The organism is Inquilinus sp. CA228, from assembly GCF_052078665.1.
Lineage (GTDB): Bacteria > Pseudomonadota > Alphaproteobacteria > DSM-16000 > Inquilinaceae > Inquilinus.
Window position 1 is genome coordinate 1 of the sequence record NZ_JBQJIK010000106.1, and the last position, 23,358, is coordinate 23,358.

21 protein-coding genes are annotated in these 23,358 nt (G+C 69.3%); 10 read left to right on the forward strand and 11 right to left on the reverse strand.

All coding sequences use genetic code 11. The features are described from left to right. Window positions 1-169: 169 nt before the first annotated feature. A complete protein-coding gene (locus ACTOWL_RS34360; RefSeq protein ID WP_441325805.1) occupies window positions 170-2,170 on the reverse strand; it encodes a hypothetical protein in 2,001 nt (666 codons plus the stop codon). On the opposite strand from ACTOWL_RS34360, the gene ACTOWL_RS34365 reads away from it, so the two are divergent. Beyond that, the gene (locus ACTOWL_RS34365) at window positions 2,153-3,070 is read left to right on the forward strand and encodes a helix-turn-helix transcriptional regulator (RefSeq protein ID WP_441325806.1); all 918 of its coding nucleotides are present in this window, start codon (window positions 2,153-2,155) and stop codon (window positions 3,068-3,070) included. The two genes, ACTOWL_RS34360 and ACTOWL_RS34365, sit on opposite strands and share 18 nt — an antisense overlap. A 251-nt stretch (window positions 3,071-3,321) precedes the next feature. Beyond that, on the forward strand, window positions 3,322-5,043 hold the full coding sequence (locus ACTOWL_RS34370; protein ID WP_441325807.1) for a calcium-binding protein: 1,722 nt from the start codon (window positions 3,322-3,324) through the stop codon (window positions 5,041-5,043). Between the two features lie 43 nt (window positions 5,044-5,086). On the opposite strand, the gene ACTOWL_RS34375 is transcribed toward ACTOWL_RS34370, so the two are convergent. The 6 genes from ACTOWL_RS34375 to ACTOWL_RS34400 form a co-directional block, all read right to left on the reverse strand. Then, the gene (locus ACTOWL_RS34375) at window positions 5,087-5,635 is read right to left on the reverse strand and encodes a thioesterase family protein (RefSeq protein WP_441325808.1); all 549 of its coding nucleotides are present in this window, start codon (window positions 5,633-5,635) and stop codon (window positions 5,087-5,089) included. A 22-nt stretch (window positions 5,636-5,657) separates the two neighbouring features. Then, the gene (locus ACTOWL_RS34380) at window positions 5,658-7,457 is read right to left on the reverse strand and encodes an acyl-CoA dehydrogenase C-terminal domain-containing protein (protein WP_441325809.1); all 1,800 of its coding nucleotides are present in this window, start codon (window positions 7,455-7,457) and stop codon (window positions 5,658-5,660) included. Window positions 7,458-7,469: 12 nt separating this feature from the next. Further along, the gene (locus ACTOWL_RS34385) at window positions 7,470-9,800 is read right to left on the reverse strand and encodes a 3-hydroxyacyl-CoA dehydrogenase NAD-binding domain-containing protein (protein WP_441325810.1); all 2,331 of its coding nucleotides are present in this window, start codon (window positions 9,798-9,800) and stop codon (window positions 7,470-7,472) included. Between the two features lie 159 nt (window positions 9,801-9,959). Then, the gene (locus ACTOWL_RS34390) at window positions 9,960-11,099 is read right to left on the reverse strand and encodes a thiolase family protein (RefSeq protein WP_441325811.1); all 1,140 of its coding nucleotides are present in this window, start codon (window positions 11,097-11,099) and stop codon (window positions 9,960-9,962) included. A 55-nt stretch (window positions 11,100-11,154) separates the two neighbouring features. Further along, a complete protein-coding gene (locus ACTOWL_RS34395; RefSeq protein ID WP_441325812.1) occupies window positions 11,155-11,580 on the reverse strand; it encodes a MerR family transcriptional regulator in 426 nt (141 codons plus the stop codon). An 86-nt stretch (window positions 11,581-11,666) separates the two neighbouring features. Further along, window positions 11,667-13,388 (reverse strand): long-chain-fatty-acid--CoA ligase, encoded by a 1,722-nt coding sequence (locus ACTOWL_RS34400; RefSeq protein WP_441325813.1) that lies wholly within the window; start codon window positions 13,386-13,388, stop codon window positions 11,667-11,669. Window positions 13,389-13,567: 179 nt separating this feature from the next. Here ACTOWL_RS34400 and ACTOWL_RS34405 point away from each other — a divergent pair, with 179 nt between their 5' ends. Further along, the gene (locus ACTOWL_RS34405; RefSeq protein ID WP_441325814.1) at window positions 13,568-15,337 is read left to right on the forward strand and encodes an ABC transporter ATP-binding protein; all 1,770 of its coding nucleotides are present in this window, start codon (window positions 13,568-13,570) and stop codon (window positions 15,335-15,337) included. Between the two features lie 8 nt (window positions 15,338-15,345). Continuing rightward, entirely contained in the window at window positions 15,346-15,507 is a 162-nt protein-coding gene (locus tag ACTOWL_RS34410; RefSeq protein WP_441325815.1) for a hypothetical protein, read from the forward strand. Between the two features lie 4 nt (window positions 15,508-15,511). On the opposite strand, the gene ACTOWL_RS34415 is transcribed toward ACTOWL_RS34410, so the two are convergent. Together ACTOWL_RS34415 and ACTOWL_RS34420 are read right to left on the reverse strand one after the other, a co-directional pair. Further along, window positions 15,512-16,609 carry an alkene reductase gene (locus ACTOWL_RS34415; RefSeq protein WP_441325816.1) on the reverse strand — a complete coding sequence of 366 codons (1,098 nt, stop codon included), beginning with the start codon at window positions 16,607-16,609 and terminating at the stop codon, window positions 15,512-15,514. Between the two features lie 84 nt (window positions 16,610-16,693). Continuing rightward, window positions 16,694-17,269 (reverse strand): TetR/AcrR family transcriptional regulator, encoded by a 576-nt coding sequence (locus ACTOWL_RS34420; RefSeq protein WP_441325817.1) that lies wholly within the window; start codon window positions 17,267-17,269, stop codon window positions 16,694-16,696. Window positions 17,270-17,385: 116 nt separating this feature from the next. Between ACTOWL_RS34420 and ACTOWL_RS34425 the strand changes: the two genes are divergently transcribed. Beyond that, the gene (locus ACTOWL_RS34425; protein WP_441325818.1) at window positions 17,386-17,772 is read left to right on the forward strand and encodes an Hpt domain-containing protein; all 387 of its coding nucleotides are present in this window, start codon (window positions 17,386-17,388) and stop codon (window positions 17,770-17,772) included. On the opposite strand, the gene ACTOWL_RS34430 is transcribed toward ACTOWL_RS34425, so the two are convergent. Together ACTOWL_RS34430 and ACTOWL_RS34435 are read right to left on the reverse strand one after the other, a co-directional pair. Beyond that, a complete protein-coding gene (locus ACTOWL_RS34430) occupies window positions 17,711-18,544 on the reverse strand; it encodes a phosphate/phosphite/phosphonate ABC transporter substrate-binding protein (RefSeq protein WP_441325819.1) in 834 nt (277 codons plus the stop codon). The two genes, ACTOWL_RS34425 and ACTOWL_RS34430, sit on opposite strands and share 62 nt — an antisense overlap. Further along, window positions 18,541-19,452, reverse strand: coding sequence for a fatty acid desaturase (locus ACTOWL_RS34435; protein WP_441325820.1), 912 nt, complete (start codon window positions 19,450-19,452; stop codon window positions 18,541-18,543). The genes ACTOWL_RS34430 and ACTOWL_RS34435 overlap by 4 nt, the downstream gene beginning before the upstream one ends. A 136-nt stretch (window positions 19,453-19,588) precedes the next feature. Here ACTOWL_RS34435 and ACTOWL_RS34440 point away from each other — a divergent pair, with 136 nt between their 5' ends. The 5 genes from ACTOWL_RS34440 to ACTOWL_RS34460 form a co-directional block, all read left to right on the forward strand. Continuing rightward, a complete protein-coding gene (locus tag ACTOWL_RS34440; RefSeq protein WP_441325821.1) occupies window positions 19,589-20,443 on the forward strand; it encodes a helix-turn-helix domain-containing protein in 855 nt (284 codons plus the stop codon). Between the two features lie 75 nt (window positions 20,444-20,518). Beyond that, entirely contained in the window at window positions 20,519-20,764 is a 246-nt protein-coding gene (locus tag ACTOWL_RS34445) for a type II toxin-antitoxin system VapB family antitoxin (protein ID WP_441325822.1), read from the forward strand. Further along, the gene (locus ACTOWL_RS34450; RefSeq protein ID WP_441325823.1) at window positions 20,764-21,192 is read left to right on the forward strand and encodes a type II toxin-antitoxin system VapC family toxin; all 429 of its coding nucleotides are present in this window, start codon (window positions 20,764-20,766) and stop codon (window positions 21,190-21,192) included. The genes ACTOWL_RS34445 and ACTOWL_RS34450 overlap by 1 nt, the downstream gene beginning before the upstream one ends. Window positions 21,193-21,231: 39 nt before the next feature. Next, the gene (locus ACTOWL_RS34455) at window positions 21,232-22,236 is read left to right on the forward strand and encodes a quinone oxidoreductase family protein (RefSeq protein WP_441325824.1); all 1,005 of its coding nucleotides are present in this window, start codon (window positions 21,232-21,234) and stop codon (window positions 22,234-22,236) included. A gap of 119 nt (window positions 22,237-22,355) precedes the next feature. Beyond that, window positions 22,356-23,358, forward strand: a 1,003-nt coding sequence (locus ACTOWL_RS34460) for an MFS transporter (protein WP_441325825.1), incomplete at its 3' end; no start/stop codon positions are given.

A 23,358-nucleotide genomic window follows, 5' to 3' on the forward strand; every position in this document is an offset into this window, starting at 1 on the left:
CCGGCCGCGTCTCCCCAACACGGCTCAGGCCTGCCTTCCGGACTCCCTAATCCTCTCAACCAGGGCGACACACCATGCCGTAGCCTCTTCACCCGCTTGACACCAAACTCCCCATGTGAGACCGGGCACGACAATAGGGGGGCAAAAACAGTCCCTCCCCTGCCCGCCCCTACTTCTCCTTCGCCGCATCCCAGTAGCTGGTGCCGCCGATGTTGAGCGTGTCCGGCGCGGCGACGTCGTCGCCCGGGACGCCGATGCGCAGCCGGGCGACCGTGCCGTCATCGGCCATGAGCTGCAGCGAATAGCCGTCGAGCCGGTAGCGCCCGGCCGAGTCCCGAGACTTCAGCGCCCCGCCCATGGAGAAGCCGTTCTCGGTCATCACCGCGCCCATGCCGCCGCTGTAGACCCCGACCGAGCCGCCATCCGGCCCGGTTCCCACCGGGCTCTGCATGAAGTAGCTGCCGCCCTGGTGCCGCTCGAAGGTGCCGTCGGGCCGGAAGATCAGGCTGATGCGCGTGGTGACGCCGCCCTGCGACACGTTCAGATAGTAGTAGCTGCGATCCAGCCGGGCGTTGGGCGGGAACGGCTTCAGCACGATGAAGCTCGACCAGTCGGACTTCTCCCCCGCCGCCGCGGTCATCACGTATTTCGCGCCCGGCCGCTCCCAGCGCGACCAGTCCTGCGGCGCCCGGCGGCGGACCTGCTCGGCATCGAGATCGGTCGGAGGATAGCCGAACTCGTAGCGATAGGCGGTGCCGTCCTTGAGCAGCAGGAAGCTCTCCTCGTTGCGGTTGGTGTAGGTGCCGCCGCCCGGGTTGATGCCGATCTGGAACTGCTCGCGGAACAGCATCGCCTCGATCCGGTCGGCCGGAAGGCCCTTGTCCGGCCCGGCATCGACCTCCTCCGCGCTGGGCGGGCGATATTCCAGCCCGCCGGCCTCCGGCAGGTCGGAGCGGGCAAGGCGCGACGGGTCGTCCAGCAGCCGGCAGTCGGACAGGTTGAACACCTCGAAGGCATAGACCCGGCTGATCCGGCCGATGACGGTGACGTCCTTGTTCTTCGTCTGCTCGAAGCGCCTTTCCTCCACCTCGTCGGCGAAGTCGCAGCTGGCGGTCCAGATCGAGCGCTTCTCCGGCAGCCATTGCTGCAGCCGGTCGTCGCCGTCGGAATGACCGGCAAGGGCGATCGGCCCGAGCTGCTGCATCGCCCCGGTGACGGCCTCGACCTTGTCGTCGTCCTTCGCGCCGGGCGTACGCCGGAACAGCTCCTTCGCCACCACGGAGAGCTGGGCGATCGAGAACAGCGTCTTCGCCTTCGGCGTCAGGCCGGTCTCCTCCGGGATGTTCGCCTTGGCCATGCCCTCCGGCCCGTCGAGCAGCCGGCAGCCTTCCAGGGTGACGACCTTGAAGTCGTAGACCCGGCCGATCCGGCCGGCGACGACGACGTCGCGGCCCTCCTCCCGGGCGAACAGCTTCTCCTCCGCGTCATCGTCGAAGTCGCAGGACGCGGTCCACAGCGACTGCTGGTCGACCGTCCATTGCTGCAGCCGGTCGTCGTCGACGGCCCGGCCGGACACGGCGATCACCCCCAGCCGGCCCAGGACGTTGGAGGCCCAGTCGGTCTTTTCGTCCTCGTCGCCGGGCGCCTGGCGCCGGGCTTCGGCCGCAAGGGCCGAAAGCTGGCCGACGGAATAGAGGGTCTTCGGCAGCGGCCCGGTCCCGACCATGGCCTGCAGCACGCCACGGGCCGACGCGGCATTGGCCAGCGCGAAGGTCTTGCCGCCGAACAGCGCCGGCAGGGCGCCGCAGAGCAGCGGTGTCTTCTGGATCATCGAATCGGCCTGGGCCTGGATCGCACCGTCCAGCTTCGACCTGGCGTTGGCGAGATTGCTGTTCCCGGCCAGCACCCGCTCCATCAGCCGCTCCAGCCGGTCGGCGTCGTTCGCCTGGCGCCACGCCTGCAGCGCTGCGGCATGGGAAGCGGCGCCGGGCGCGTCGGCCCGATCGCAGCTGGCGACCACGGCGCGGGTGAGGCTGAGCGGGACATAGATCGCGGTGATCGCCTCCCCCACCGCCTTCGGGTCCGGCGACCCCGCCGCCGAGGCGGGCGGTGCGGAGGACAGGACGGCGACGACCGCCGCGCCGATGACGAGATGCGCCAGAATCCTCATCCGTCCCTCCCCGTCGAAGCTCGCCGCCAACCTGACGCGGCGGCACGGCAAGAACAAGGCGGGCCGGCGCCAAGGAAAGACCATAATCCTGGTATTGATGCGCAGGTCGATGACCTGCTCGCATGCGGTCCACAACGGTCCTGTCGCGCCATGCTCGATGAACGCTGCCTCGCCGACCTGATCGGCCTGACCTATGACGCCGCCATCGGCGACGAGGATTGGACGGTGGCGGTGGACCGGCTGACCCGGGCCGTCGGCGGAGGGTCCGCAGCGCTGCGGTGGCACGGCACGCAGGCGCACGATGCCGTCGCAGTCGATTGCGACCCGACCTTCATCCAGCGTTACGCCGCCCACTATCGCGACGTCGACCCGGTCTGGCCGATGATGCGGCAACTGCCCTTCGGATCGGCCGTCGACGACCGCATGCTGGTGTCGGAACGGGAGTGGGAACGGTCCGAATTCTACAACGACTTCCTGGTCCCGTACGGCCTGCACAGCGCCCTGTCCTGGTATGGAAAGGACCATGCGGCGCGGCCCGTCGTCCTGACGGTCATGCGCTCTCGCCGTCAGCCATCCTATGGGGATGACGAGTTGCGCCTGCTGCGCCGTCTCGCGCCGCATCTCGACCGGGCGGTGGCGATCGAGGGCCGGATCGCGACCGCCGCGGCCCGGCGCACAGCCGTCCGGCTGGCGCAGGCCGGACCGGCGCTGAGCCGGCGCGAGCGGGAATGCCTGGCCCGGATCGCCCGCGGCGCATCGAACAAGGCGATCGCCCGCCAGCTCGATCTGTCGGTCGAGACCATCAATCAATATGTGCAATCGGCGATGCGCAAGCTGGGTGCCGCCAACCGCACCGAGGCGGTCGCCATCGCCCTCACTCTCGGCCTGCTCGACGGCTGAGTGACCGATACCCCCATCTTCGGGGGTTGAGGCCCTTCCCCGGTTTCGGGACAATGCTCCCGACACACGCGGCCGATGCCGAGCGGACGACGGTCCGCGGCGTCAACTCCCCGCGGCGAACGGGGAGTCCGCGATCCTCGGCCAGACCGAGGAATTCGCCACAAATCCGCAACTTCGTCATCGCGGCGCGCTGAACGCCCGCATGCGTGCCGACCCGCGCGCATGCGGCAGCCCTCTCACAGGAGATCTTCATGGATAAGGTCGGCAACGACAGCAGCAATTGGCTCAACGGCACGGATGACGACGACCGCCTCTACGGCCTCGGCGGCAATGATCTGCTGACCGGAGGCAACGGGAACGACTTCCTGGATGGCGGGACCGGGGCGGATCGCCTCAACGGCGGGGACGGCATCGACACCGTCGACTACAACGGCAATGTCGGGGTGGTCATCAATCTGACCTCCGGCAGCGGCTGGTGGGGTGAGGCCGAGGGCGACGTGCTCGTCGGCATCGAGAATGTCCATGGCACCGATTTCATCGATGATCTGGTCGGGTCGCAGGCGAACAACGGCTTCAACGGCGGTGGCGGCAGCGACTACCTATACGGCTTAGGCGGCGACGATCTCCTCGTCGGCGGGGCCGGGGCGGATCACCTCCATGGCGGGGACGGCATCGACACCGTCGACTACAACGGCAATTTCGGGGTGCTTGTCGATCTGCACGGAGGCTTCGGCCGATACAGCGAGGCCGCCGGCGACGTCCTCAGCGGCATCGAGAATGTCTATGGCACCGGTTTCGCCGACGAAGTGATCGGGTCGGCCGCGAACAATGCCCTCTTCGGCGATGGCGGCGACGACAGGCTGGCGGGTGGGGGCGGTGACGACCTGCTCGTCGGCGGCACCGGGGCGGATACCCTCAACGGCGGGGACGGTATCGACACCGTCGACTACAACGGCGATGTCGGGGTCGAGGTCAGCCTGTACAGGCTCCGCGGCCATAAGGGCGAGGCCGAGGGCGACTATCTGGTCGAGGTCGAGAATGTCTACGGCACCGATTTCGGCGACTGGCTGCTTGGGTCGAACGCGAACAACGCCCTGTTTGGTGATGGCGGTGACGACCTGCTGAAGGGCTGGGTCGGTGACGATTTCCTCGTCGGCGGTGCCGGGGCCGATCGGCTTGATGGCGAATACGGCATCGACGCCATCGACTACAACGGCAATGCCGGGGTGATCGTCGATCTCGGCGCCGGCCGCGGCCGGTTGGGCGAGGCCGAGGGCGACATCCTCATCGACGTCGAGGCTGTCTACGGCACAGATTTCGCCGATACCCTGATCGGCTCGGTTGTGGACAACACCCTCGTCGGTGGTGGCGGCAACGACGTGTTGCGTGGTGGTGCCGGGGCCGACCGCATCGACGGCGGCGACGGCATCGACACCGCCAGCTACTACACCGGCTCCACAGGGGTCGTGGTCAGCCTCGTCAACGGCAGCGGCGGCGAGGCGCAAGGCGACATCCTGATCGGCATCGAGAACCTGTCCGGCAGCCAGGGCAATGACAGCCTGGTCGGGAACAGCGGCGCCAACGTGCTGCAGGGCTGGAACGGCAACGACGTGCTCACCGGAGCCGGCGGCAAGGACACCCTCACCGGCGGCGCCGGAGCCGACCGCTTCGTCTATGGCAGCGTGGCGCAGAGCCCGGTCGGGGCCGGCGCCGACCGGATCACCGATTTCAGCCATGCCCAGGGCGACCGCATCGACCTGGCGGCGATCGACGCCAACACCGCGGTGGCGGGCAACCAGGCGTTCCGCTTCATCGGCACCGGGGCCTACACCCACCATGCCGGCGAGTTGCGCTTCGCCGTCGCCAACGGCACCACCACCATCGCCGGCGACGTCAACGGCGACGGCGCCTCGGACTTCCACATCGTCCTGACCGGCGCGATCGCCCCGCAGGCCGGCGACTTCGTGCTGTGACCGCCAAGGCCGCAGCCGGCCGCCCGGCCTTGGGGTCGGGCGGTCAGGCGGCGCGGGGCCCGTCCCGCAACCCCACGCGCATCGCGTCCTCGCCGTCGCGCAGGGCCTGGACATAGGCCGGCAGCTCGGGCGACGGGCCCTGCCAGCCGAAGGCGGCGGCGATCTCCGCCGTCGGCACCGTGCCGCCGCGGCGGCGGAACACGGCCTTGACCACGGCCTGGGCGGCGACGGCGCCGCCGGCATCCTCGAAGCCCTGTTCGAGATACAGCCATTTCTCGTCCCAGCCCAGCAGGCGGCTGCGCAGCCGATAGCCGGCGAAGGCGGCGAGCGAGCGGCGGTAGCGGATGGTCGCCCCGCCCAGCACCGGCGCCCAGCGCCGCTGCCACAGCAGGCCGACCAGCCCGACCCGCAGCATCAGGTCGGTGCGGCCGAGGTCCATCACCGTCAGGTACCGGCCGTTGTTCATGTGCAGATTGAAATCGAGGTCGTTCGGCCAGACCCGGAACCGCACCAAACTGTCGTCGAACAGGGTCAGGCGGCGCCCGAGCAGCGCCGCGACCACGACCCGGATGAGGCGGAGATAGAGGTTCATCGGCGGCGGCCGTCGCCTCCCGTCAGAACGCCTCGGCCTCGAGCGCCATCAGCGGCGCCTTGCCGGCCATGATCTGGATGAACAGCGAGCCGGTCTCCGGCAGCATGCGCTGGATGAAGAAGCGGGCCGTCTTCAGCTTGGCGTCGTAGAAGCCGGCGCGGTCGCCGGCCTTGGGCGCCTTCTCCAGCGCCAGCTTCGCCATCCGCGCCCACATCCAGCCCAGCGCCACCAGGGCGAACAGCTTGAGATAGTCGGACGAGGCGGCGCCGGCCTCCTCCGGGTCCTTCAGCCCCTTCTGGGCGATCCAGGCGGTGGCCTGCTGCAGCTTGCCGAAGGCCTTGGCCAGCGGGCCGACGAACTCCAGCATCGCCTCGTCCTCCGCCGCCTCGCGGATGAAGGCGTCGACCGGGTGGAAGAAGCTGCGCAGCAGCCGACCCATGTCCTGCGGCATCTTGCGGCCGACCAGGTCGAGCGCCTGGATGCCGTTGGCGCCCTCGTAGATCTGGGCGATGCGGGCGTCGCGCACGAACTGCTCCATCCCCCATTCGCGGATGTAGCCATGGCCGCCCAGCACCTGCTGCGACCGGACCGCGACCTCGAGCCCCATATCGGTGAAATAGGCCTTCAGGATCGGCGTCATCAGCGACACGAAGTCGTTGGCGTTCTGCCGGACCGCCGGGTCGGGGTGCTTGGTGTAGAGGTCGATGTTGATGCCGACCAGATAGCCCAGCGCCCGCGCGCCCTCGGCGAAGGCCTTGCCGGTCAGCAGGTTCTTGCGCACGTCGGGATGGACGATGATCGGGTCGGCCGGCTTGTCCGGCGCCTGGGTGCCGGCCAGCGAGCGGCCCTGCAGCCGGTCCTTGGCGTAGGCCACGCCGTTCTGGTAGGCGACCTCGGCGACGCCGAGGCCCTGCAGCGCGACGCCGAGCCGGGCGGTGTTCATCATCACGAACATCGCCCGCATGCCCTTGTGCTTCTCGCCGACCAGCCAGCCGGTGGCGCCGTCGAGATTCATCACGCAGGTGGACGAGGCCTTGATGCCCATCTTGTGCTCGATCGAGCCGCAGGCGATGCCGTTGCGCGGCCCGGCGACGACCGCCCCGCCCTCCTCCTTCGGCAGGAACTTCGGCACCACGAACAGGCTGATGCCCTTGATGCCCGGCGGGGCGTCGGGCAGCCGGGCCAGCACCAGATGGATGATGTTCTCGGTCAGGTCGTGCTCGCCGGCCGAGATGAAGATCTTGGTGCCGGTGATGCTCCAGGCGCCGTTTTCCGCCGGTTCCGCCTTGGTGCGGATCAGGCCGAGATCGGTGCCGCAATGCGGCTCGGTCAGGCACATGGTGCCGGACCAGGTGCCGTCGACCAGCTTCGGCAGATAGGTCGCCTTCTGCTGGTCGTCGCCATAGGTCTCGAGCGCGTTGTAGGCGCCCTGCGACAGGCCGGGATACATGCCGAAGGACATGTTGGCGGAGGACAGCACCTCCTCGATCACGAAATTGACCGCCTTGGGCATGCCCTGGCCGCCGAAGGCCGGGTCGGCCGACAGGCCGTTCCAGCCGCCCTCAGCGAAGGTGCGATACGCCTCCTTGAAGCCCTTCGGCGTGTAGACCACGCCGTTCTCGAAGCGGCAGCCCTCCTCGTCGCCGGGCTGGTTCAGCGGCGCCAACTCGTTCTCGGCCAGGCGCGCCGCCTCCTCCAGGATGGCGTCGACGGTGTCGGGCGTCGCCTCCTCATAGCCGGGCAGCTTGGCGAGCTGGCCGGCATCCAACAGCTCGTGCAGCACGAAGCGGATGTCGTCGAGCGGAACCTTGTAGCTGGGCATTGTCAGATCCTCTCAGTTCCGCAGCGGCTTGCCGGTGGCCAGCATGTGCTCGACCCGGGCGATGGTGCCGGGCAGGCGCACCAGCTGGCTGAACATCTGGTGCTCCAGCGCCAGCACATCGTCCTCGGTCAGCGTCTCGGTGATGTCGGTGTCGCCGCCGGACAGCACCGTGGCCAGCTTGTCGGAGACCACGACGTCGTAGGGCGTCGCCTTGCCAGTGCGCGCCAGGTCGGCCACCGCCAGCGCGAAGCCGGTCTTGGCGGTCGGGCCGGGCAGGCGGATCTCCTCCATCGGCTTCGGCGGCTGGTAGCCCTCGGCCAAGGCCAGCGCCCGGGCCTTGGCGTCGGCCAGCAGCCGGTCGCGGTTCATGGTGATGCCGTCATTGGGGCGGAGATACAGCAGTTCCTTCGCCTCGAAGGCCGACTTCGCCACCTTGGCCGTGCCGATGGTCTCGAACACCTGGCCCAGCGGCGGCATCGGGCCGCCGGGGCGCTTCGGCTGGGCATAGGCGCGCAGCAGCATCTCCTTGCAGCCGCCCCAGCCGGGGACCAGCCCGACGCCGACCTCGACCAGGCCGCAATAGGTCTCGGCATGGGCCTGGATCGCGGCCGCATGCAGCAGGATCTCGCAGGCGCCGCCCAGCGCCATGCCGGCGGGCGCGGCGACGGTCGGGAACGGCGCGAATTTCAGCGCCTTGTAGGCATCCTGGCCGCCCTTCACCAGCGCCTCGATCTGCGGCCACAAGGCGATGTTGATGCCGAACAGGGCGAGGCCGAGATTGGCGCCGACCGAGAAGTTGGTGCCCTCGTTGTAGATCACCATCGCCTTGTACTTGGTCGCGGTGATGCGGATCGCCTCGCCCAGCAGGGCCATGGTCTGGTCGTCGAGGCTGTTCATCTTCGAGATGAACTCGAAGCAGGTGACGCCGTCGCCGATGTCCCACAGCGCCGCCGACCCGTTCCGGGCGATCGGCTTGGCGGTGCGCTTGATGTCGGCCAGCAGCAGCACGCCGTCCGGCCGCGTCACCTCGGCATAGTCGCCGCCGGTGGTCAGGTACTGCAGCTTGCCGTCCTGGACCCGGTAGAAGCTGCGGCCCTGCGCGGCCTTCAGCAGCGCCGGCACCGGCTTGCCCTGGCTCTCCAGCCAGCCGATCAGCCAGTCGGGGCCGACCTGGTCGATCAGCTCGAACGGGCCGAAGCTCCAGTTGTAGCCGAGGCGCATCGCCTCATCGACCGCGACCACCGTGTCGGCGATCTGCGGCACCAGCCCGGCGGCGTAGGACAGGGTCTGGCCCAGCACCCGGGCGGCGTATTGGCCGGTCTTGTCGTCGAAGGCGACCAGCGCCTTCAGCCCGCCGCCGCGGGCGGCGTCGACGCCGTCGAGCCTCGGCTTGTCCGATTTCGCCCAGGCGCCGGTCTTGAGGTCGATGCTCTCCTTCACCCGGCTGCCGTCGGCGGCCTTGCTGAGGCGGTAGAAGCCGCCCTTGCCCTTGCGGCCGGTGTAGCCCTCGGCGATCAGCTTTTCGATCGCCGGCTCGACCCGATAGATCTCGCGATACCCGTCGTCCTTCGGCAAAGTCGCCAGCAGGCTCTTGGCGATATGCGGCATCAGGTCGAGCCCGACCAGGTCGATCAGCCCGAACACGCCGGTCTTCGGCACGCCCATCGGCCGGCCGGCCACCGCATCCGCCTCCTCCACCGTCAGGCCGAGGTCGAAGGCGGCGTTGACCGCCGCCTGGATCCAGTAGGTGCCGATCCGGTTGGCGATGAAGCCGGGCGTGTCCTTGCAGTCGACCACACCCTTGCCGAGGCGGAGATCGGCGAAGCCGCGGATGCCGGCGACCAGCGCCGGGTCGGTCTCCGGCCCCGTCACCAGCTCCAGCAGGCGCATGTAGCGCGGCGGGTTGAAAAAATGGGTGATCAGGAAGCCGCGCCGGAACGCCTCGGACCGGCCCTGGGTCAGGATCGCCAGCGGGATGGTCGAGGTGTTGGAGGAGACCGCCGCCCCGGGCTTCATCACCCGCTCGATCCGGGCATACAGGTCCTGCTTGACCGCCGGGTCCTCCAGCACCGCCTCGACGATCCAGTCGCAGCCGGCCAGCTTGGCCAGGTCGTCCTCGGTGTTGCCCGGGGTGACCAGCCGCGCCGCCGCCTTCGACATGAAGGGCGCCGGGTCGGCCTTGGCCATGCGCGCCAGCGCGCCCTCGGCCACCGCGTTCCGGTTGGTCGCGCCTTTCGGCACGATGTCGAGCAGTAGCACCGGCACGCCGGCATTGGCGAAGTGTGCGGCGATGCCGCTGCCCATCACCCCGGCGCCGATCACCGCGACTTGCTTGATGTCCATGTCTCAGCTCCCTGGTGCCGCGTCCTCCCCTCACCCTCCCGGCCTTTGGCCGGGCCCTCCCTCTCCCCGAGGAGAGGGAATTCACCTCTCCCTGGGGAGGGGTCGGAACCGCCTCGCGGTTCCGGGTGAGGGGGTGTCGCAGGCGTCGATGCGATGTGGTCAGGCCGCCTCGAGCACCGTGGCGATGCCCTGGCCGCCGCCGATGCACATGGTGGCGAGGGCGAGATTGGCGCCCTCCCGCTTCAGGATCGACGCGGCCTTGCCGGTGATCCGCGCGCCCGAGGCGCCGAGCGGATGGCCCAGCGCGATGGCGCCGCCGTCGAGGTTGGTCTTGTCCCAGTCCAGCTCGAGGTCGCGGCCGACCGCCAGCGCCTGGGCGGCGAAGGCCTCGTTCAGCTCGACCACGTCGATGTCCTTGAGCGTCAGCCCGGCGCGCTTCAGCGCCTTGCGGCTGGCGCCGACCGGGCCGATGCCCATGATCTCCGGCGCGCAGCCCGACACCGCGATCGACTTGATCCGGGCCAGGATCGGCAGCCCCGCGGCCTTGGCGAAGGCCTCGCTGGTCACCAGGGTGGCCGAGGCGCCGTCGGTCAGCGGGCTGGAGGTGCCGGCGGTCACCGTGCCGTTCTGGTCGAAGGCCGGCTTCAGCCCGGACAGGCCTTCCTGGCTGGTGTCGGGGCGGATGGTGCCGTCACGATCAACCGTGCCGTCCTTGGTGGCGATCGCCACGACCTCGCCGGCGAAGCGGCCCTCGGCCCAGGCCTTGGCCGCGCGCTGCTGCGAGCGGATGGCGAAGTCCTGCTGGCTCTCGCGGGTGATCTGGTATTTCACCGCCAGGTTCTCGGCGGTCACGCCCATGTTGAAATAGGCCTGCGGCATCTCGGCCGCCAGCTTCGGGTTTGGCGCCGGGTTGAAGCCCATCATCGGCACCCGGGTCATGCTCTCGACCCCGGCGCAGAGGAAGGCCTCGCCCGCGCCCATCTGGATGGCGCCGGCGGCCTGGTGGATCGCCTGCATCGACGAGCCGCAGTAGCGGTTGACCGTGACGCCGCCGACCGACTGCGGCAGCCCGGCCAGAAACACGACCATGCGGGCCATGTTGAAGCCCTGCTCGCCCTCCGGGAAGGCGCAGCCGAGGATCAGGTCCTCGATCGCCTCGGGGTCGACCTTGGTCTCGGCGACCAGCGCCTTGATCACGTCGGCGACCAGATCGTCGGGCCGGACCCGGCGCAGGTCCCCCTTGTTGGCGAAGTGATGCGGCGACCGCTTGAACCCGGCGATGACGACGCTCTTGTCCATGTCAGGCTCCTCAGATTTTCTTGTCGCGGGCCGCGCCCGCGGATGGTGCGGCGGCTCAGCCTTCCGGCAGCGCGCCTTCCTGCTTCAGGAAGGTGGTGATCTCGTCCTCGATGCCCCTGAGGTCCTCGATCGTCTGCTGGACGTCGACCAGTTGGGTCTCGAGGGCGGCGCGCCGGGACCGGGCGCGGCCGAGGAAGAAGGTCATCTGCTCGACCTGGCCGTGCTCGCGGTCATAGAGGTCGAGGAACTCCCTGATCTCGGCCAGGGAGAAGCCGAGGCGCTTGCCGCGGCAGATCAGCGCCAGCCGGGCCCGGTCGCGATGGCTGTAGATGCGGGTCAGGCCGGCCCGTTCGGGCGACAGCAGGCCCTCATCCTCATAGAACCGGATGCTGCGCGGGGTGATGTCGAACGCCGCGGCGAGATCGCCGATCGAATAGCTGCGCTGCTCAACCTCCGCCTTCTCCCTGGTATCCGCCTCCATGGCGCCATTCCTCCGACCGCGTTGCTGCATGCCGTTTACGTAAACGTAAAGTAGCGCGATCGGAGATCCTGGTCAATCGGAAGCGCTCAGGTGCCGGTGCGCGCCTCCTGCGTGGCCGCCTTGGCCGCCTCTTCCTCCAGCACGGCCTTGCGCGACAGCTTGCCGATCAGGGTCTTGGGCAGCGCCGTGTCGCGGAACTCGATCAGCTTCGGCATCTCGATCGGCGACAGCTTGTCCTTCAGGAACTCGACCAGCCCGTCGGCCGTCAGGCTCTGCCCCACGCGGAGCTTGATGTAGGCCTTCACCGTCTGGCCGCGATAGGCGTCCGGCAGGCCGGCGACGATGCATTCCTCGACCGCCGGGTGCAGGTAGATCGCCTCCTCGACATTGCGCGGATAGACGTTGAAGCCGGAGCACAGGATCATGTCCTTGATCCGGTCGACGATGAAGGTGTAGCCGTCCTCGTCCATGGTGCCGACGTCGCCGGTGTGCAGGCGGCCGTTGCGCAGCACGTCCGCCGTGTCCTCCGGCCGGTTCCAATAGCCCTTCATCACCTGCGGCCCGCGGATGCAGACCTCGCCGCGCTCGCCGGTCGGCACCAGCGTGACGCGGTCGTCCAGCGACACGATCTCGATGATCGTCTGCGGCAGCGGAATGCCGATCGATCCCTCCTTGTTGACGCCGAACAGCGGGTTGCAGGTCGCGATCGGCGAGCTTTCCGTCAGGCCGTAGCCCTCGACCAGCTTGCAGCCGGTCGCCGCCTCGAAGGCGTGCTTGACCTCGACCGGCAGCGGCGCCCCGCCCGAGATGCAGCGCTTCAGCGAGGACAGGTCATATTTCGCCCGCTCGGGGAAGTTGGCGATCGCGGTGTAGATGGTCGGCACCGCCGGGAACAGGCTGGGCTTCTTCTCGTGGATCGTCTTCATGACGGTCTCGAGCTCGAAGCGCGGCAACATGATGATCTCCGCCCCCGCCCAGATCGCCAGGTTCATCGCCACGGTCATGGCGAAGACGTGGAAGAAGGGCAGCACGGCCAGCATCCGGTCCTGGCCCGGGATCATGCCCTCGAACCAGCAGCCCGCCTGCACCGCGTTAGCGTAGAGGTTGGCGTGGGTCAGCATCGCCCCCTTGGGCGTGCCGGTGGTGCCGCCGGTGTATTGCAGCACCGCCAGGTCCTCCTCCGGCGCGATCGGCACCGGGGCGAAGCGCCCGTCGTTGCGGACCAGATCGGCCCAGCGCAGGTGCCGGCCGTCCTTCGGCACCTTCGCCACCTCGCGCCGCTTGACGATCGGGAACAGCAGGTTCTTCGGGAAGGGCAGCACCCCCGCCATCGGGCAGACCAGGATGCGCTTCAGCGCAGTGCGGTCCAGCAGCGGCAGCAGCTTGTTGTGCAGCTGCGCCAGGTCGAGCGTCACCATCAGCTCGGTGCCGCTGTCGTCGATGTTGGTGATCAGCTCGCGCTCGGCATAGAGCGGGTTGAAGTTGACCACCACCGCGCCGCATTTCAGCAGCGCGAAGTAGCAGATCACGAAATACGGGCAGTTCGGCAGGAACAGGCCGACCCGGTCGCCCTTGCCGATCCCGGCGGCCTGGAACCCCTTGGCGGCGCGGGCGACCAGGTCGCCGATCTGGCCGTAGGTCAGGGTCTTGTCCATGAAGGTGGCGCAGGGGCGGTCGGCGAACCGCGCCACCGCGTCGTCGAGGATGGCGTAGAGCGGCCGCGGCTCGATCGACCGGCTCCAGTCGATCTTGGGCGGGTACAGCTTGGCCCACGCATTCGGGCGTTCCGAGGCAAACGCCTCTGTCATATCGGTCTCCCCACGGACTTTCTGGGGCCGCAGCGCGGCCTTATCGCATGATGGTGCCGATCAGCGGAACGGGCCGCAAGGTTGAAGCGGAGCCGAGGCCGTGGTTTAACGGCGCGCCCGATACCAGAATCCGGATCACCTTGGCCAAGCGCAGGGACAGGAAGCCGCAGCCGCGGCACGTGAGCGACCGCGAGATCGCCCAGCGGCTGCTGCGCAACTACATCCGGCCGCATTGGCCGAAGGTGGCGATGGCGCTGTTCTGCATGGCGCTGACCGCGGTCTCGACCGGGGCCTCGGCCTATGTGATGAAGCCGGTGATCGAGAAGATCTTCACCGAGCGCGACGCCACCTGGCTGTGGCCGCTGGCGATCGCGGTGATGACGATCTTCGTGGTCAAGGGCGTCGCCGGCTACGCCCAGGGCGTGATCCTGAACAATGTCGGCCGGCTGATCATCGCCGAGCTGCAGGTGCGGATGTTCCGCAACCGGGTGCGGGCCGACCTCGCCGCCTTCCACGAGACCACCTCGGGCCGGATGGTCAGCCACTTCACCAACGACGTGCAGGCGATGTACGGCGCGGTGGCGACCGGCATCACCGGCATCGGCCGGGACCTGCTGTCGCTGGTCGCGCTGGTCGGGGTGATGTTCTACACCGACCTGGAGCTGGCCGCGGTCACCTTCGTGATCTTCCCGCTGACCGTGATCCCGGTGCTGCAGATCGGCAAGCGCATCCGCAAGATCACCGGCAAGACCTTCACCCAGTACGGCTCGCTGAACAACCATCTCGGCCAGGTCTTCCAGGGCATCCGCCACGTCAAGGCCTACAACGCCGAGGAGCGCGAGACCGGCCGCGCCGCCAAGATCATCAACGAGGTCTCGCGGCTGCGGCAGAAGGCGATGCGGATCAGCTCGGCCACCAGCCCGATCCTGGAGATCCTGTCGGGCGTGGCCATCGTCATCGTCATCGTGTACGGCGGCAACGAGGTCGTCTCCGGCTCGCGCACCACCGGCTCGTTCTTCGCCTTCATCGCCGCGCTGCTGATGGTCTACGACCCGCTGAGGCGGCTGGCCAACCTGCACAACACCCTGTCCTCCGGCTTCGCCGCGGCCGAGCGGGTGTTCGAGACGATCGATTCGGTGCCGGCGATCCGCGACGCACCGGACGCGATGGCGCTGACGCAATGCCGGGGCCGCATCACCCTGACCGACGTGCAGTTCTCCTACGGCCCGAAGATCCCGGCGCTGCGCGGCGTCACACTGGAGGTGCCGGCCGGCAAGACGGCGGCGCTGGTCGGGCCGTCCGGCGCCGGCAAGTCGACCATCCTGAACCTGATCCCGCGCTTCTACGACACCACCCAGGGCACGGTCGCGATCGACGGCCACGACATCCGCGGCCTGACCCTGCATTCGCTGCGCGACCACATGGCGCTGGTCAGCCAGGAAGTGACCCTGTTCGACGACACGGTGCGCGCCAACATCGCCTATTCCCGCCCCTCGGCGACGCAGGAGGAGGTCGAGGCCGCGGCCAAGGCGGCGGCGGCGCACGAGTTCATCCAGCGCCTGCCCAAGGGCTACGACACCAAGGTCGGGGAACAGGGGGTGAAGCTGTCGGGCGGGCAGCGGCAGCGCCTGTCGATCGCCCGGGCGATGCTGAAGAACGCGCCGATCCTGCTGCTGGACGAGGCGACCTCGGCGCTGGACACCGAGAGCGAGCGGCAGGTGCAGGCGGCGCTGACCCTGCTGATGGCCGGGCGCACCACGCTGATGATCGCGCACCGGCTGTCGACCGTGCGCAACGCCGACCTGATCTATGTGCTGGACCACGGCCGAGTGGCCGAGGTCGGCAGCCATGCGCAGCTGATCGCCGGCGGCGGCCTGTACGCCCGGCTGTGGGCGATGCAGACCGCCGACGACGAAGATCTGGCCGCGATGACGGCCGACCCAGCCTGAGGATGCCGATGAGCGAGATCGAGAAGCTGCAGCAGCGCCTGCGCGGGATGCGCTGGTTCGCCGTCTGGGCCCTGATCTTCGGCCTCGGCATCGGCTTCTATGCCGGCTTCACCCTCGGCGTCGACACCGCCCGCGACGCCACCGCATTGACGGCGCCGAAGGCGGGATGAGCGGTCAGGCCGCGGCCTTCTCGAGCGTCGGATAGTCGATGTAGCCGCGGGCGTCGCCGCCGTAGAAGGTCGCTTGGTCCGGCGGGTTCAGCGGCGCGTTCTGGCGCAGCCGCTCGACCAGGTCCGGGTTGGCGATGAACAGCTTGCCGAAGGCGACGAGGTCGGCGCGGCCGCTCTCCACCGCCTCGATCGCCAGGCCGCGGTCGTAGCCGTTGTTGGCGATGTAGCTGCCCTTGAACAGCCGGCGCAGCGCCTGGAGGTCGGCGCCGGGCGGCAGCTCGCGGGAGCCGCCGGTCTGGCCTTCGACCAGATGCAGGAAGCCGATGCCGAGCCCGCTCAGCCCCTCGATCGCGTGGCCGAAGGTCGCCATCGGGTCGCTGTCGGCGATGTCACCGAAATTGGAGAAAGGCGACAGCCGCACGCCGACCCGGCCGGGCGTCCAGACCTCGGCCACCGCCTCCGCGACCTCGAGCAGCAGCCGGGCCCGGTTGGTGATCGGGCCGCCATAGGCGTCGGCCCGCTTGTTGGTGCCGTCGGCCAGGAACTGGTGCAGCAGATAGCCATTGGCGGCGTGGATCTCGACCGCGTCGAAGCCGGCCTCCTTGGCGTTGCGCGCGGCCTGGGCATAGTCGCGGACGAGGCGCGGCAGCTCCGCCGTCTCCAGCGCCCGGGGCGTCGAGGGCTGGACGAAGCCCTCGCCGTCAAAGACACGACTGTCGGCCGCGATCGCCGACGGCCCGACCGGCGCCGCGCGGCCCGGCTGCAGCACCGCGTGCGAGATCCGGCCGACATGCCAGAGCTGCGCCGCGATCCGGCCGCCGGCCTGGTGCACGGCGTCGGTCACCAGCCGCCAGCCGGCCACCTGCTCCGGACTGTGGATGCCCGGGGTCCAGGCATAGCCCTTGCCCTCCGGCGAGATCTGCGTGCCCTCGGAGATCAGCAGGCCGGCGGTGGCGCGCTGGGCGTAGTATTCGGCGTTCAGCGCATGCGGCACGTCGCCATCGCGGCTCGCCCGGTTGCGCGTCAGCGGCGCCATCACGATCCGGTTCGGCAGATCCAGGTCGCCGATCCGGGTCGGCGTGAACAGCTTCGGAACAGACATCATTCTCTCCGGTTGGGCGCTCGATTCAGGACCGATCAGTCCAAAATTGAGCCGAAAAACACGAGGGATGGGATCCGGCCGGCGTCACCGCATCAGCGGCTCGGCGGCGGCCAGGAGTTCGTCGATCGCGGCGGGTGGGGTGCCGGCCTTGTACATCACAGAGGCGCCGGTGAGGAGCGCCAGCAGCGCCCTGGCTCGCGCCGACACCGCGGTGGTGACCGCTGTTCCGGCCTGTCCGGCCAGCAGCCCGGCCAGCAGCCCCTCCAACCGCTCCAGATGGCGGCGGCTCAGCCCCTCGACCTCGGGGTCGTGGGGCGCCAGCTCGACCGTGCAGTTGATCAGGAAGCAGCCGTCGCGGTCGCCACGGGCGCTGGCGATCGCCTCGACCGCGCGTCGCAGGGCCTGGCCGGGATCCGGCTCGGCCGCGATCCGCTCACCCAGCGCAGCGAAGCGCTGGTCGGCATAGCGTCGGATTGCCGCTATCAACGTGTCCCGCTTGGAGCCGAAGCAGCCGTAGAAGCTGCTGCGGCTGAGATTCATGGCCTGGGTCAGATCGTCCAGCGACGTCGCCTCATAGCCCTGGCGCCAGAACAGGGCCATCGCCGCGTCGAGCGCGGTGTCCTTGTCGAATTCGCGGGGACGGCCGGGGTGGGAAACCATCGCCGAAATATGGACTGTCCGTTCCGGAATGCAAGACGCCGCCGCGTCGCGTCGCCCCCTCGCCTGGAACTTGCGGTCCTGCGAAGCGATATGAGAGGGGGGTGGTGGAGGCACGGATGACCGGCAACGGTCCGCGATATCTGTTCGACCCGGCGGCGCTGGAGCGCAACCTGTCCGGATTCGACGACGCCGCCCGCCGGGCGATGGTCGACGACCTGCTCGAGGAGTTGCGCGAACGCGCCGACGCGATCGCCGCCGCGGCCGGCGCCGGCGACCGCGAGGCCTTGGCGCTGGAAGCCTATGCCCTGCGCTCCTGCGCCGCGATCTGTGGCGCCCGCGTCCTGATCGACCTCGCCGAATCGCTCGGCGACAGGGGCGACAACCGGCCTGGCCGCCGCCTGGAACTGGCCAAGGTGGCCAAGGCCCGTGTGGCCGAGACCGTCAGGGCGCTGGAGCTGTGGCGGAGCGGCGAGACGGAGCGGAAAGTTGAGGAGGAGTGCTGACCGGCAGGGGCGGGATGGCGTCGTAATCGGCCTCGCCCAGGATCTCGATGCCTTCGATCAGCAGCGCCGCGCGAGCCTCGGCCAGCGCCGGATCGGCCAGCGCGCCGCGCAGGGCCGAACGCAGCGCCTCGACCGTCGCATCATCCGCGTCGCGACGGGTCACCAGCGGCAGGCCCGGCGCCGGCGCGGTGCGGCCGATCACGCGCAGCCCGGCCAGCGCCCCGGGGCGGTGGCGCTGCAGCAGCGCATGGGTGACGCAGTCGATCGCGGCGATGTCGGCCTCCCCCTCCACCACCGCCGCGAGGCTGTCGACATGGGCGCCGGTGACCAGAGCGCCCCGGAAGAACCGGGGCTCCGGCAGCGCCGCAGCCAGCGCGACCCAGCCGGACAGGCTGTCCCAGCTGTTGAGGGCGCAGACGGCGCCGCGGAAATCCGCCAGCCCGTCGCCCGGCGCATCCGCGCGCACCACCAGCTGGCTGCGGTAGCGCGGGCCGTCGCAGCCCGGGGCGGCGTAGCGGAGCGTCGCCACCAGTCGCAGCCGGTCGCGATGGTGCCGGACATAGGGGTTGCCGCAGGTCTGGCTGAGCAGCAGCGCCGGGTCGGTCCACAGCTCATGCGTCGTCGGGCCGCGACTCAAGGCCGGCGGCGCCGCGATGCCCGCGGCCGCCAGGCGCGCTGCAACCGCCGACCACAGCGCATCGGTGGCCCAGCGGATCTCCGGCAGATCGTACATCGGAAGGCTGGCCGCGCCGGCCACGGTCGCGGCCGTCACCGGACGTGGCGCTCGGCGTCGAAATCGGGATGCACCGGCTCGTCGACCGGGCGGAACAGGTAGCGCCGGGCGATCTCGCCATAGCCGCGATACAGCCCGGCGCCGCGCTCGGCGACGCCGGCCGAATCATTGGCGGCGGCGAAGCGCGGCAGCCGGTACCAGGCCAGGCCGGGCCGGGCGTGATGCGCCACATGCAGGTTGTTGTTGAGGAACAAGAGCGAGAAGAACGGCCCGGAGGACACCACGGCGGTGCGCAGCCCTTCCGGCCCGGCGCGGTGCTCGGCGAAGGAGCGCAGCAGCGACACCGCGGTGCCGGCATAGCAGGTGGCGACATAGAGGATCGGCGAGATGCCGAACCCGACCGAGACCACGGCCAGCACGGCCACGGCGCCGGTCAGATGGGCCGCCCAGACGATCCGCGCCTTGCGGTCGCGGCGCAGCTTCGGCAGCTCTTCCGCCCACAGCCCGTACCAGGCCAGGGCGGGACCGATCAGGAAGCGGCCCAGCAGCGTGCGGTTGAAGCGCAGCACCGACCGCCCGGCCGGGCTGAGCGCCGACCAGTGGGCATCGGTGACGTAGTAGCTCTCCGGATCCTCGACCGGCGACGTCAGATGCGCGTCGCGATGATGGTGCAGGTGCAGGTCGCGATAGGTGGCATAGGGCAGCCACAGCGACAGGGGCAGCCAGCCGATCGCCGTGTTGATCCGGCGCGACCGGGTCGGGTGGCCGTGGATGGTCTCGTGCTGCAGCGACCCGTACCAGGCCAGCAGCACCGCGCCGATGGCGATGAACAGGGGCGCCGGCAGCGCCGCGTGGAACCAGAGCAGTGCCGCCCAACCGCAATAGACCGTGACGGCCACCGCCCAGGTCGGTCCTTCGAAGCTCGCTCGTCTCACCATGTCTGCCATCGATCCATCCCCTCGGATCCAGGCTGTCGTGAAACGGTCATGTCGGACAATGCGATAATGCGCACGAAACAACGCGATTGATGTACTCTCATCCAAGACGTTGCGAAACCGCACAATTTGTTTTGGAAACACCGCAATGGCGCAGTCCCGCCACGACATGATCGAGACCTTCCGCGCCCGGCTGGTGGAGATCATCGCCGCCTCCGGCCAGAGCCGCAGCGCCTTCGCCGCCGCCGTCGGCATGGACCGGTCGACCCTGTCGCAGATCCTGTCGCCGGCGAATGACCGGCTGCCGCGGGCCGAGACCCTGGCGGCGATCGCCGCCGCCCGCCAGGTCAGCATCGACTGGCTGCTGGGCCTGAGCCAGCGCGGCCCCCTGTCCGCCGACATCCTGCCGGAGCGGCTGGCGATCGAGCGCGACGCGCAATGGGCCGATGACGAGCGGCTGATCGCCTGGCACCGCGAGGCGATCGGCTACAAGATCCGCCACGTCGCGACCACCCTGCCCGACATCCTCAAGAACCGCGACGTGATCCGGCACGAGCTGGCGCATTTCGCCGGGGCGGGGCCGGAGCAGCGGATCGAGACCGCGGCCGCCCGCCTGGCCTATCAGCGCCGGCCGGAGACCGACATGGAGGCCTGCAACTCGATCCAGGCGATCGAGGGCTTCGCCCGCGGCGAAGGCATCTGGCACGACCTCGACAACGAGGTCCGGGCCCGCCAGCTCGATCACATGATCGCGCTGGTGGAGGAGCTGTACCCGACCTTCCGCTGGTTCTTCTACGACGGCCGGCAGCACTATTCCGTGCCGGTGACGGTGTTCGGGCCGCTGCGGGCGGTGATCTATCTCGGCGGCATGTACTTCCTGTTCAACTCGACCGAGCACATCCGCACCCTGTCCGAGCATTTCGACAGCCTGATCCGCGGCGCCATCGTCCAGCCGCCCGACGTGCCCAAGCTGCTGCGCCGGCTAAGGGCGCGGTTAGGGTAAGGGCAAGGAACCACGCGAGGCTCATGGTATGGATATCTTTCACGCGCTATATAGATAGCAGAAGGAGATATCCCGATGGCGCTGTTCATCCGCGATGCCGAGGTCGACGCACTTGCAGAAGAGGTCCGCAGGATCACCAAGGCAAAAACCAAGACCGAGGCGGTCCGCCAAGCCTTGCGGGCCCTGCTCGTCGCGGCACGCCGTGCCCTTCCGCTCAGGGATCGACTGGCACGCTCCCGAGCGCTCGCCGACGCGATGGGGCCGGGCGATCCCGCCTTCGACATGAAGGCTTATACCGACGAGATGTGGGGCGACGCCTGATGTTCGTGGACGCATCCGTCATCGTCGCGATTCTAGGGCGCGAGCCGGGCTACGAGGAGATCGAGAAGCGGCTGGCTATCGTCGACGGCCCCTTCTTCGTTTCACCTTTGGTCAAGTTCGAAGCCTCTATCGGCCTTGCACGTCTCAAGACGATGGCGAAGGCGGCGAACGCAAAACCGTCGCCCGGTCTCCTGCGGCAAGCTCGAGACGCCATCGATGCCTTTGTCGAGGATCTGGGGGCTGAGGAGGTGGCGATCTCGCCCGAAATCGGACAGCAGGCGCTCGAGGCAAGCGCGATCTACGGCAAAGCCGTCGGCCATGTCGCCGATCTCAATTTCGGCGACTGCTTCGCCTATGCCTGCGCCAGGACGCTCGGCGTGGCTCTGCTCTACAAGGGCGACGACTTCGCCCGCACCGATCTCGCCTAGAAGCCGATCCTGCAAAGGCAACCGAGGAAGCGCAGCATCATGCGAGCCATCGTCCTCAGCGCCCATGGCGGAACCGACAATTTCCGCCTCGCGGAGCTGCCGATCCCGCCGCTGCGCCCCGGCGACGTGCGGATCCGGGTGAGATCCGTCGCCTTCAATCCCGTCGATGCCCAGATCCGCCGCGGTGGTCCCGAGGGCCGGATGGTCCGGTCGCCGATCCTGGGCCGGGATCTCTCCGGCATCGTCGAGGCGGTTGACGACGCGGCGGATTTCCAACCGGGCGACGAGGTCTACAGCTATGTCTGCAACTTGGCGAGCAGCGGCACCTATGCCGAGTCCGTGAGCGTTCCGGCCGAGCTGGTGGCGCGCAAGCCGCGCACGCTGAGCCATGACCAGGCCGCCGCCGTTCCGGTGGCGGGCATCACCGCGACCCTGGCGCTGCGGCAGGCGCAGGCCGAAGCGTCGCGATCATTGTTCGTCGCCGGCGGGGCGGGCGGCGTCGGCACCTTCGCCCTGATGCTCGCGCGGCATCTCGGGGTGACACGGCTGGTCACCACCGCCGGCTACGCCGGGAGCCGGGCCTATCTGATCGAGCGCTGCGGTCTCGCGGACGATCAGATCGTCGACTACCGGCAGGACGACTTCACCGACCGTGCCAAGGACCGGAACGGCGGCCCGTTCGACAGTGTGCTGGACCTGGTCGGCGGCACGATGCTGTCCGCCTGCTGCAAGCTGCTGGCCCTTGAAGGCCATCTCGCCTCCGTCACCGAGACCCCAGCGCTCGGCGATGCCGATGTCCTGTTCCAGCGCAATGCCTCGTTCCATACCGTTGGCGCCAACGCCTATTCCCTGGTCGAAGACCGCGCGGTCTGGCGGCGGTACCGGGACATGCTCGATCAGCTGGCCGCGCTGTTCGACGGTGGCGCGCTGCCCCCGCCCCCGATCACCAATCTGGGGCCGCTGTCGGTCGAGACCGTGCGGCAGGCGCATGAGCTGCTGGAGCGCGGAGCCGTGCAGGGCAAGCTGGTGATGTCCTGCCCCTGAACGACAGCCGCGCCGATCCCTCAACGCTGCCATGTCCGACTTTTTGTGCAATGCAGCGGCGCCGAGCGTTCTATATCTGGTCCTTCTCTGACCGATTCCGTTGCCCGAGAGGCGTCGCCATGGGCGAGCGCGCGCATCCTGCCGCCCCGGCGATCACGCCGGCGATGATGTTCCTGATGGCGGTCGCCTGCGGCGCCATCGCCGCCAATCTGTACTACGCCCAGCCGCTGATCGCGCTGATCGCACCGTCGGTCGGGCTCGGCACCGTCGCCGCCAGCCTGGTCGTCACCCTGACCCAGATCGGCTACGGCGTCGGGCTGATCCTGCTGGTGCCGCTGGCCGACATGGTCGAGAACCGGCGGCTCGTGGTGCTGACCCTGTCGGGCACGGTGGTCGCCCTGCTGGTCGCGGCCTTGGCGCCGACCGCCGGAATCTTCCTGTTCGCGGCGCTGCTGATCGGCCTCAGCTCGGTCGCGGCGCAGATCCTGATCCCGATGGCGGCGCACATGGCGCCCGACGCGATCCGCGGCCGGGTCGTCGGCAATGTCATGAGTGGCCTGCTGGTCGGCATCCTGCTGGCCCGGCCCATCGCCAGCGTGGTCGCCGACCAGTTCGGCTGGCGCGCCATCTTCTTCCTGTCCGCCGTACTGATGGTCGGGCTGCTGGCGGTGCTGGCCTGGCGCCTGCCGCAGTACCGGCCGGCGCCGGGCCCGGGCTACGGCCAGGTGCTGCGCTCGCTCGCCACCCTGTTCCGCCACACCCCGATCCTGCAGCGCCGCGCCGCCTACCAGGCCGCGCTGTTCGCCGGCTTCAGCCTGTTCTGGACCGCGGTGCCGCTGGAGCTGGCCAGCCCGCGCTTCGGCTACAGCCAGGCCGGCATCGCCGTCTTCGCCCTGGTCGGCGCCGCCGGCGCCCTGGCCGCGCCCTTGGCCGGGCGCATCGCCGACCGCGGCTGGACCCGACCCGCCACCTTCGGCGCCCTGGCCTCGGTCGCCGTCGCCTATGTCATGGCCTGGGCCGGCGGCGCGGCCGGGTCGGTGGTGCTGCTGGCGGCCGCCGGCGTGCTGCTCGACTTCGGGGTGCAGGCCAACATGGTGCTGGGCCAGCGCGCCATCTATGCCC

Coding starts and splice junctions, on each gene's coding strand:
- ACTOWL_RS34365 (WP_441325806.1), top strand. CDS start 2,153: ATGCGCCAGAATCCTCATCCGTCCCTCCCCGTCGAAGCTCGCCGCCAA.
- ACTOWL_RS34360 (WP_441325805.1), bottom strand. CDS start 2,170: ATGAGGATTCTGGCGCATCTCGTCATCGGCGCGGCGGTCGTCGCCGTC.
- ACTOWL_RS34370 (WP_441325807.1), top strand. CDS start 3,322: ATGGATAAGGTCGGCAACGACAGCAGCAATTGGCTCAACGGCACGGAT.
- ACTOWL_RS34375 (WP_441325808.1), bottom strand. CDS start 5,635: ATGAACCTCTATCTCCGCCTCATCCGGGTCGTGGTCGCGGCGCTGCTC.
- ACTOWL_RS34380 (WP_441325809.1), bottom strand. CDS start 7,457: ATGCCCAGCTACAAGGTTCCGCTCGACGACATCCGCTTCGTGCTGCAC.
- ACTOWL_RS34385 (WP_441325810.1), bottom strand. CDS start 9,800: ATGGACATCAAGCAAGTCGCGGTGATCGGCGCCGGGGTGATGGGCAGC.
- ACTOWL_RS34390 (WP_441325811.1), bottom strand. CDS start 11,099: ATGGACAAGAGCGTCGTCATCGCCGGGTTCAAGCGGTCGCCGCATCAC.
- ACTOWL_RS34395 (WP_441325812.1), bottom strand. CDS start 11,580: ATGGAGGCGGATACCAGGGAGAAGGCGGAGGTTGAGCAGCGCAGCTAT.
- ACTOWL_RS34400 (WP_441325813.1), bottom strand. CDS start 13,388: ATGACAGAGGCGTTTGCCTCGGAACGCCCGAATGCGTGGGCCAAGCTG.
- ACTOWL_RS34410 (WP_441325815.1), top strand. CDS start 15,346: ATGAGCGAGATCGAGAAGCTGCAGCAGCGCCTGCGCGGGATGCGCTGG.
- ACTOWL_RS34415 (WP_441325816.1), bottom strand. CDS start 16,609: ATGTCTGTTCCGAAGCTGTTCACGCCGACCCGGATCGGCGACCTGGAT.
- ACTOWL_RS34420 (WP_441325817.1), bottom strand. CDS start 17,269: ATGGTTTCCCACCCCGGCCGTCCCCGCGAATTCGACAAGGACACCGCG.
- ACTOWL_RS34425 (WP_441325818.1), top strand. CDS start 17,386: ATGACCGGCAACGGTCCGCGATATCTGTTCGACCCGGCGGCGCTGGAG.
- ACTOWL_RS34435 (WP_441325820.1), bottom strand. CDS start 19,452: ATGGCAGACATGGTGAGACGAGCGAGCTTCGAAGGACCGACCTGGGCG.
- ACTOWL_RS34440 (WP_441325821.1), top strand. CDS start 19,589: ATGGCGCAGTCCCGCCACGACATGATCGAGACCTTCCGCGCCCGGCTG.
- ACTOWL_RS34445 (WP_441325822.1), top strand. CDS start 20,519: ATGGCGCTGTTCATCCGCGATGCCGAGGTCGACGCACTTGCAGAAGAG.
- ACTOWL_RS34450 (WP_441325823.1), top strand. CDS start 20,764: ATGTTCGTGGACGCATCCGTCATCGTCGCGATTCTAGGGCGCGAGCCG.
- ACTOWL_RS34455 (WP_441325824.1), top strand. CDS start 21,232: ATGCGAGCCATCGTCCTCAGCGCCCATGGCGGAACCGACAATTTCCGC.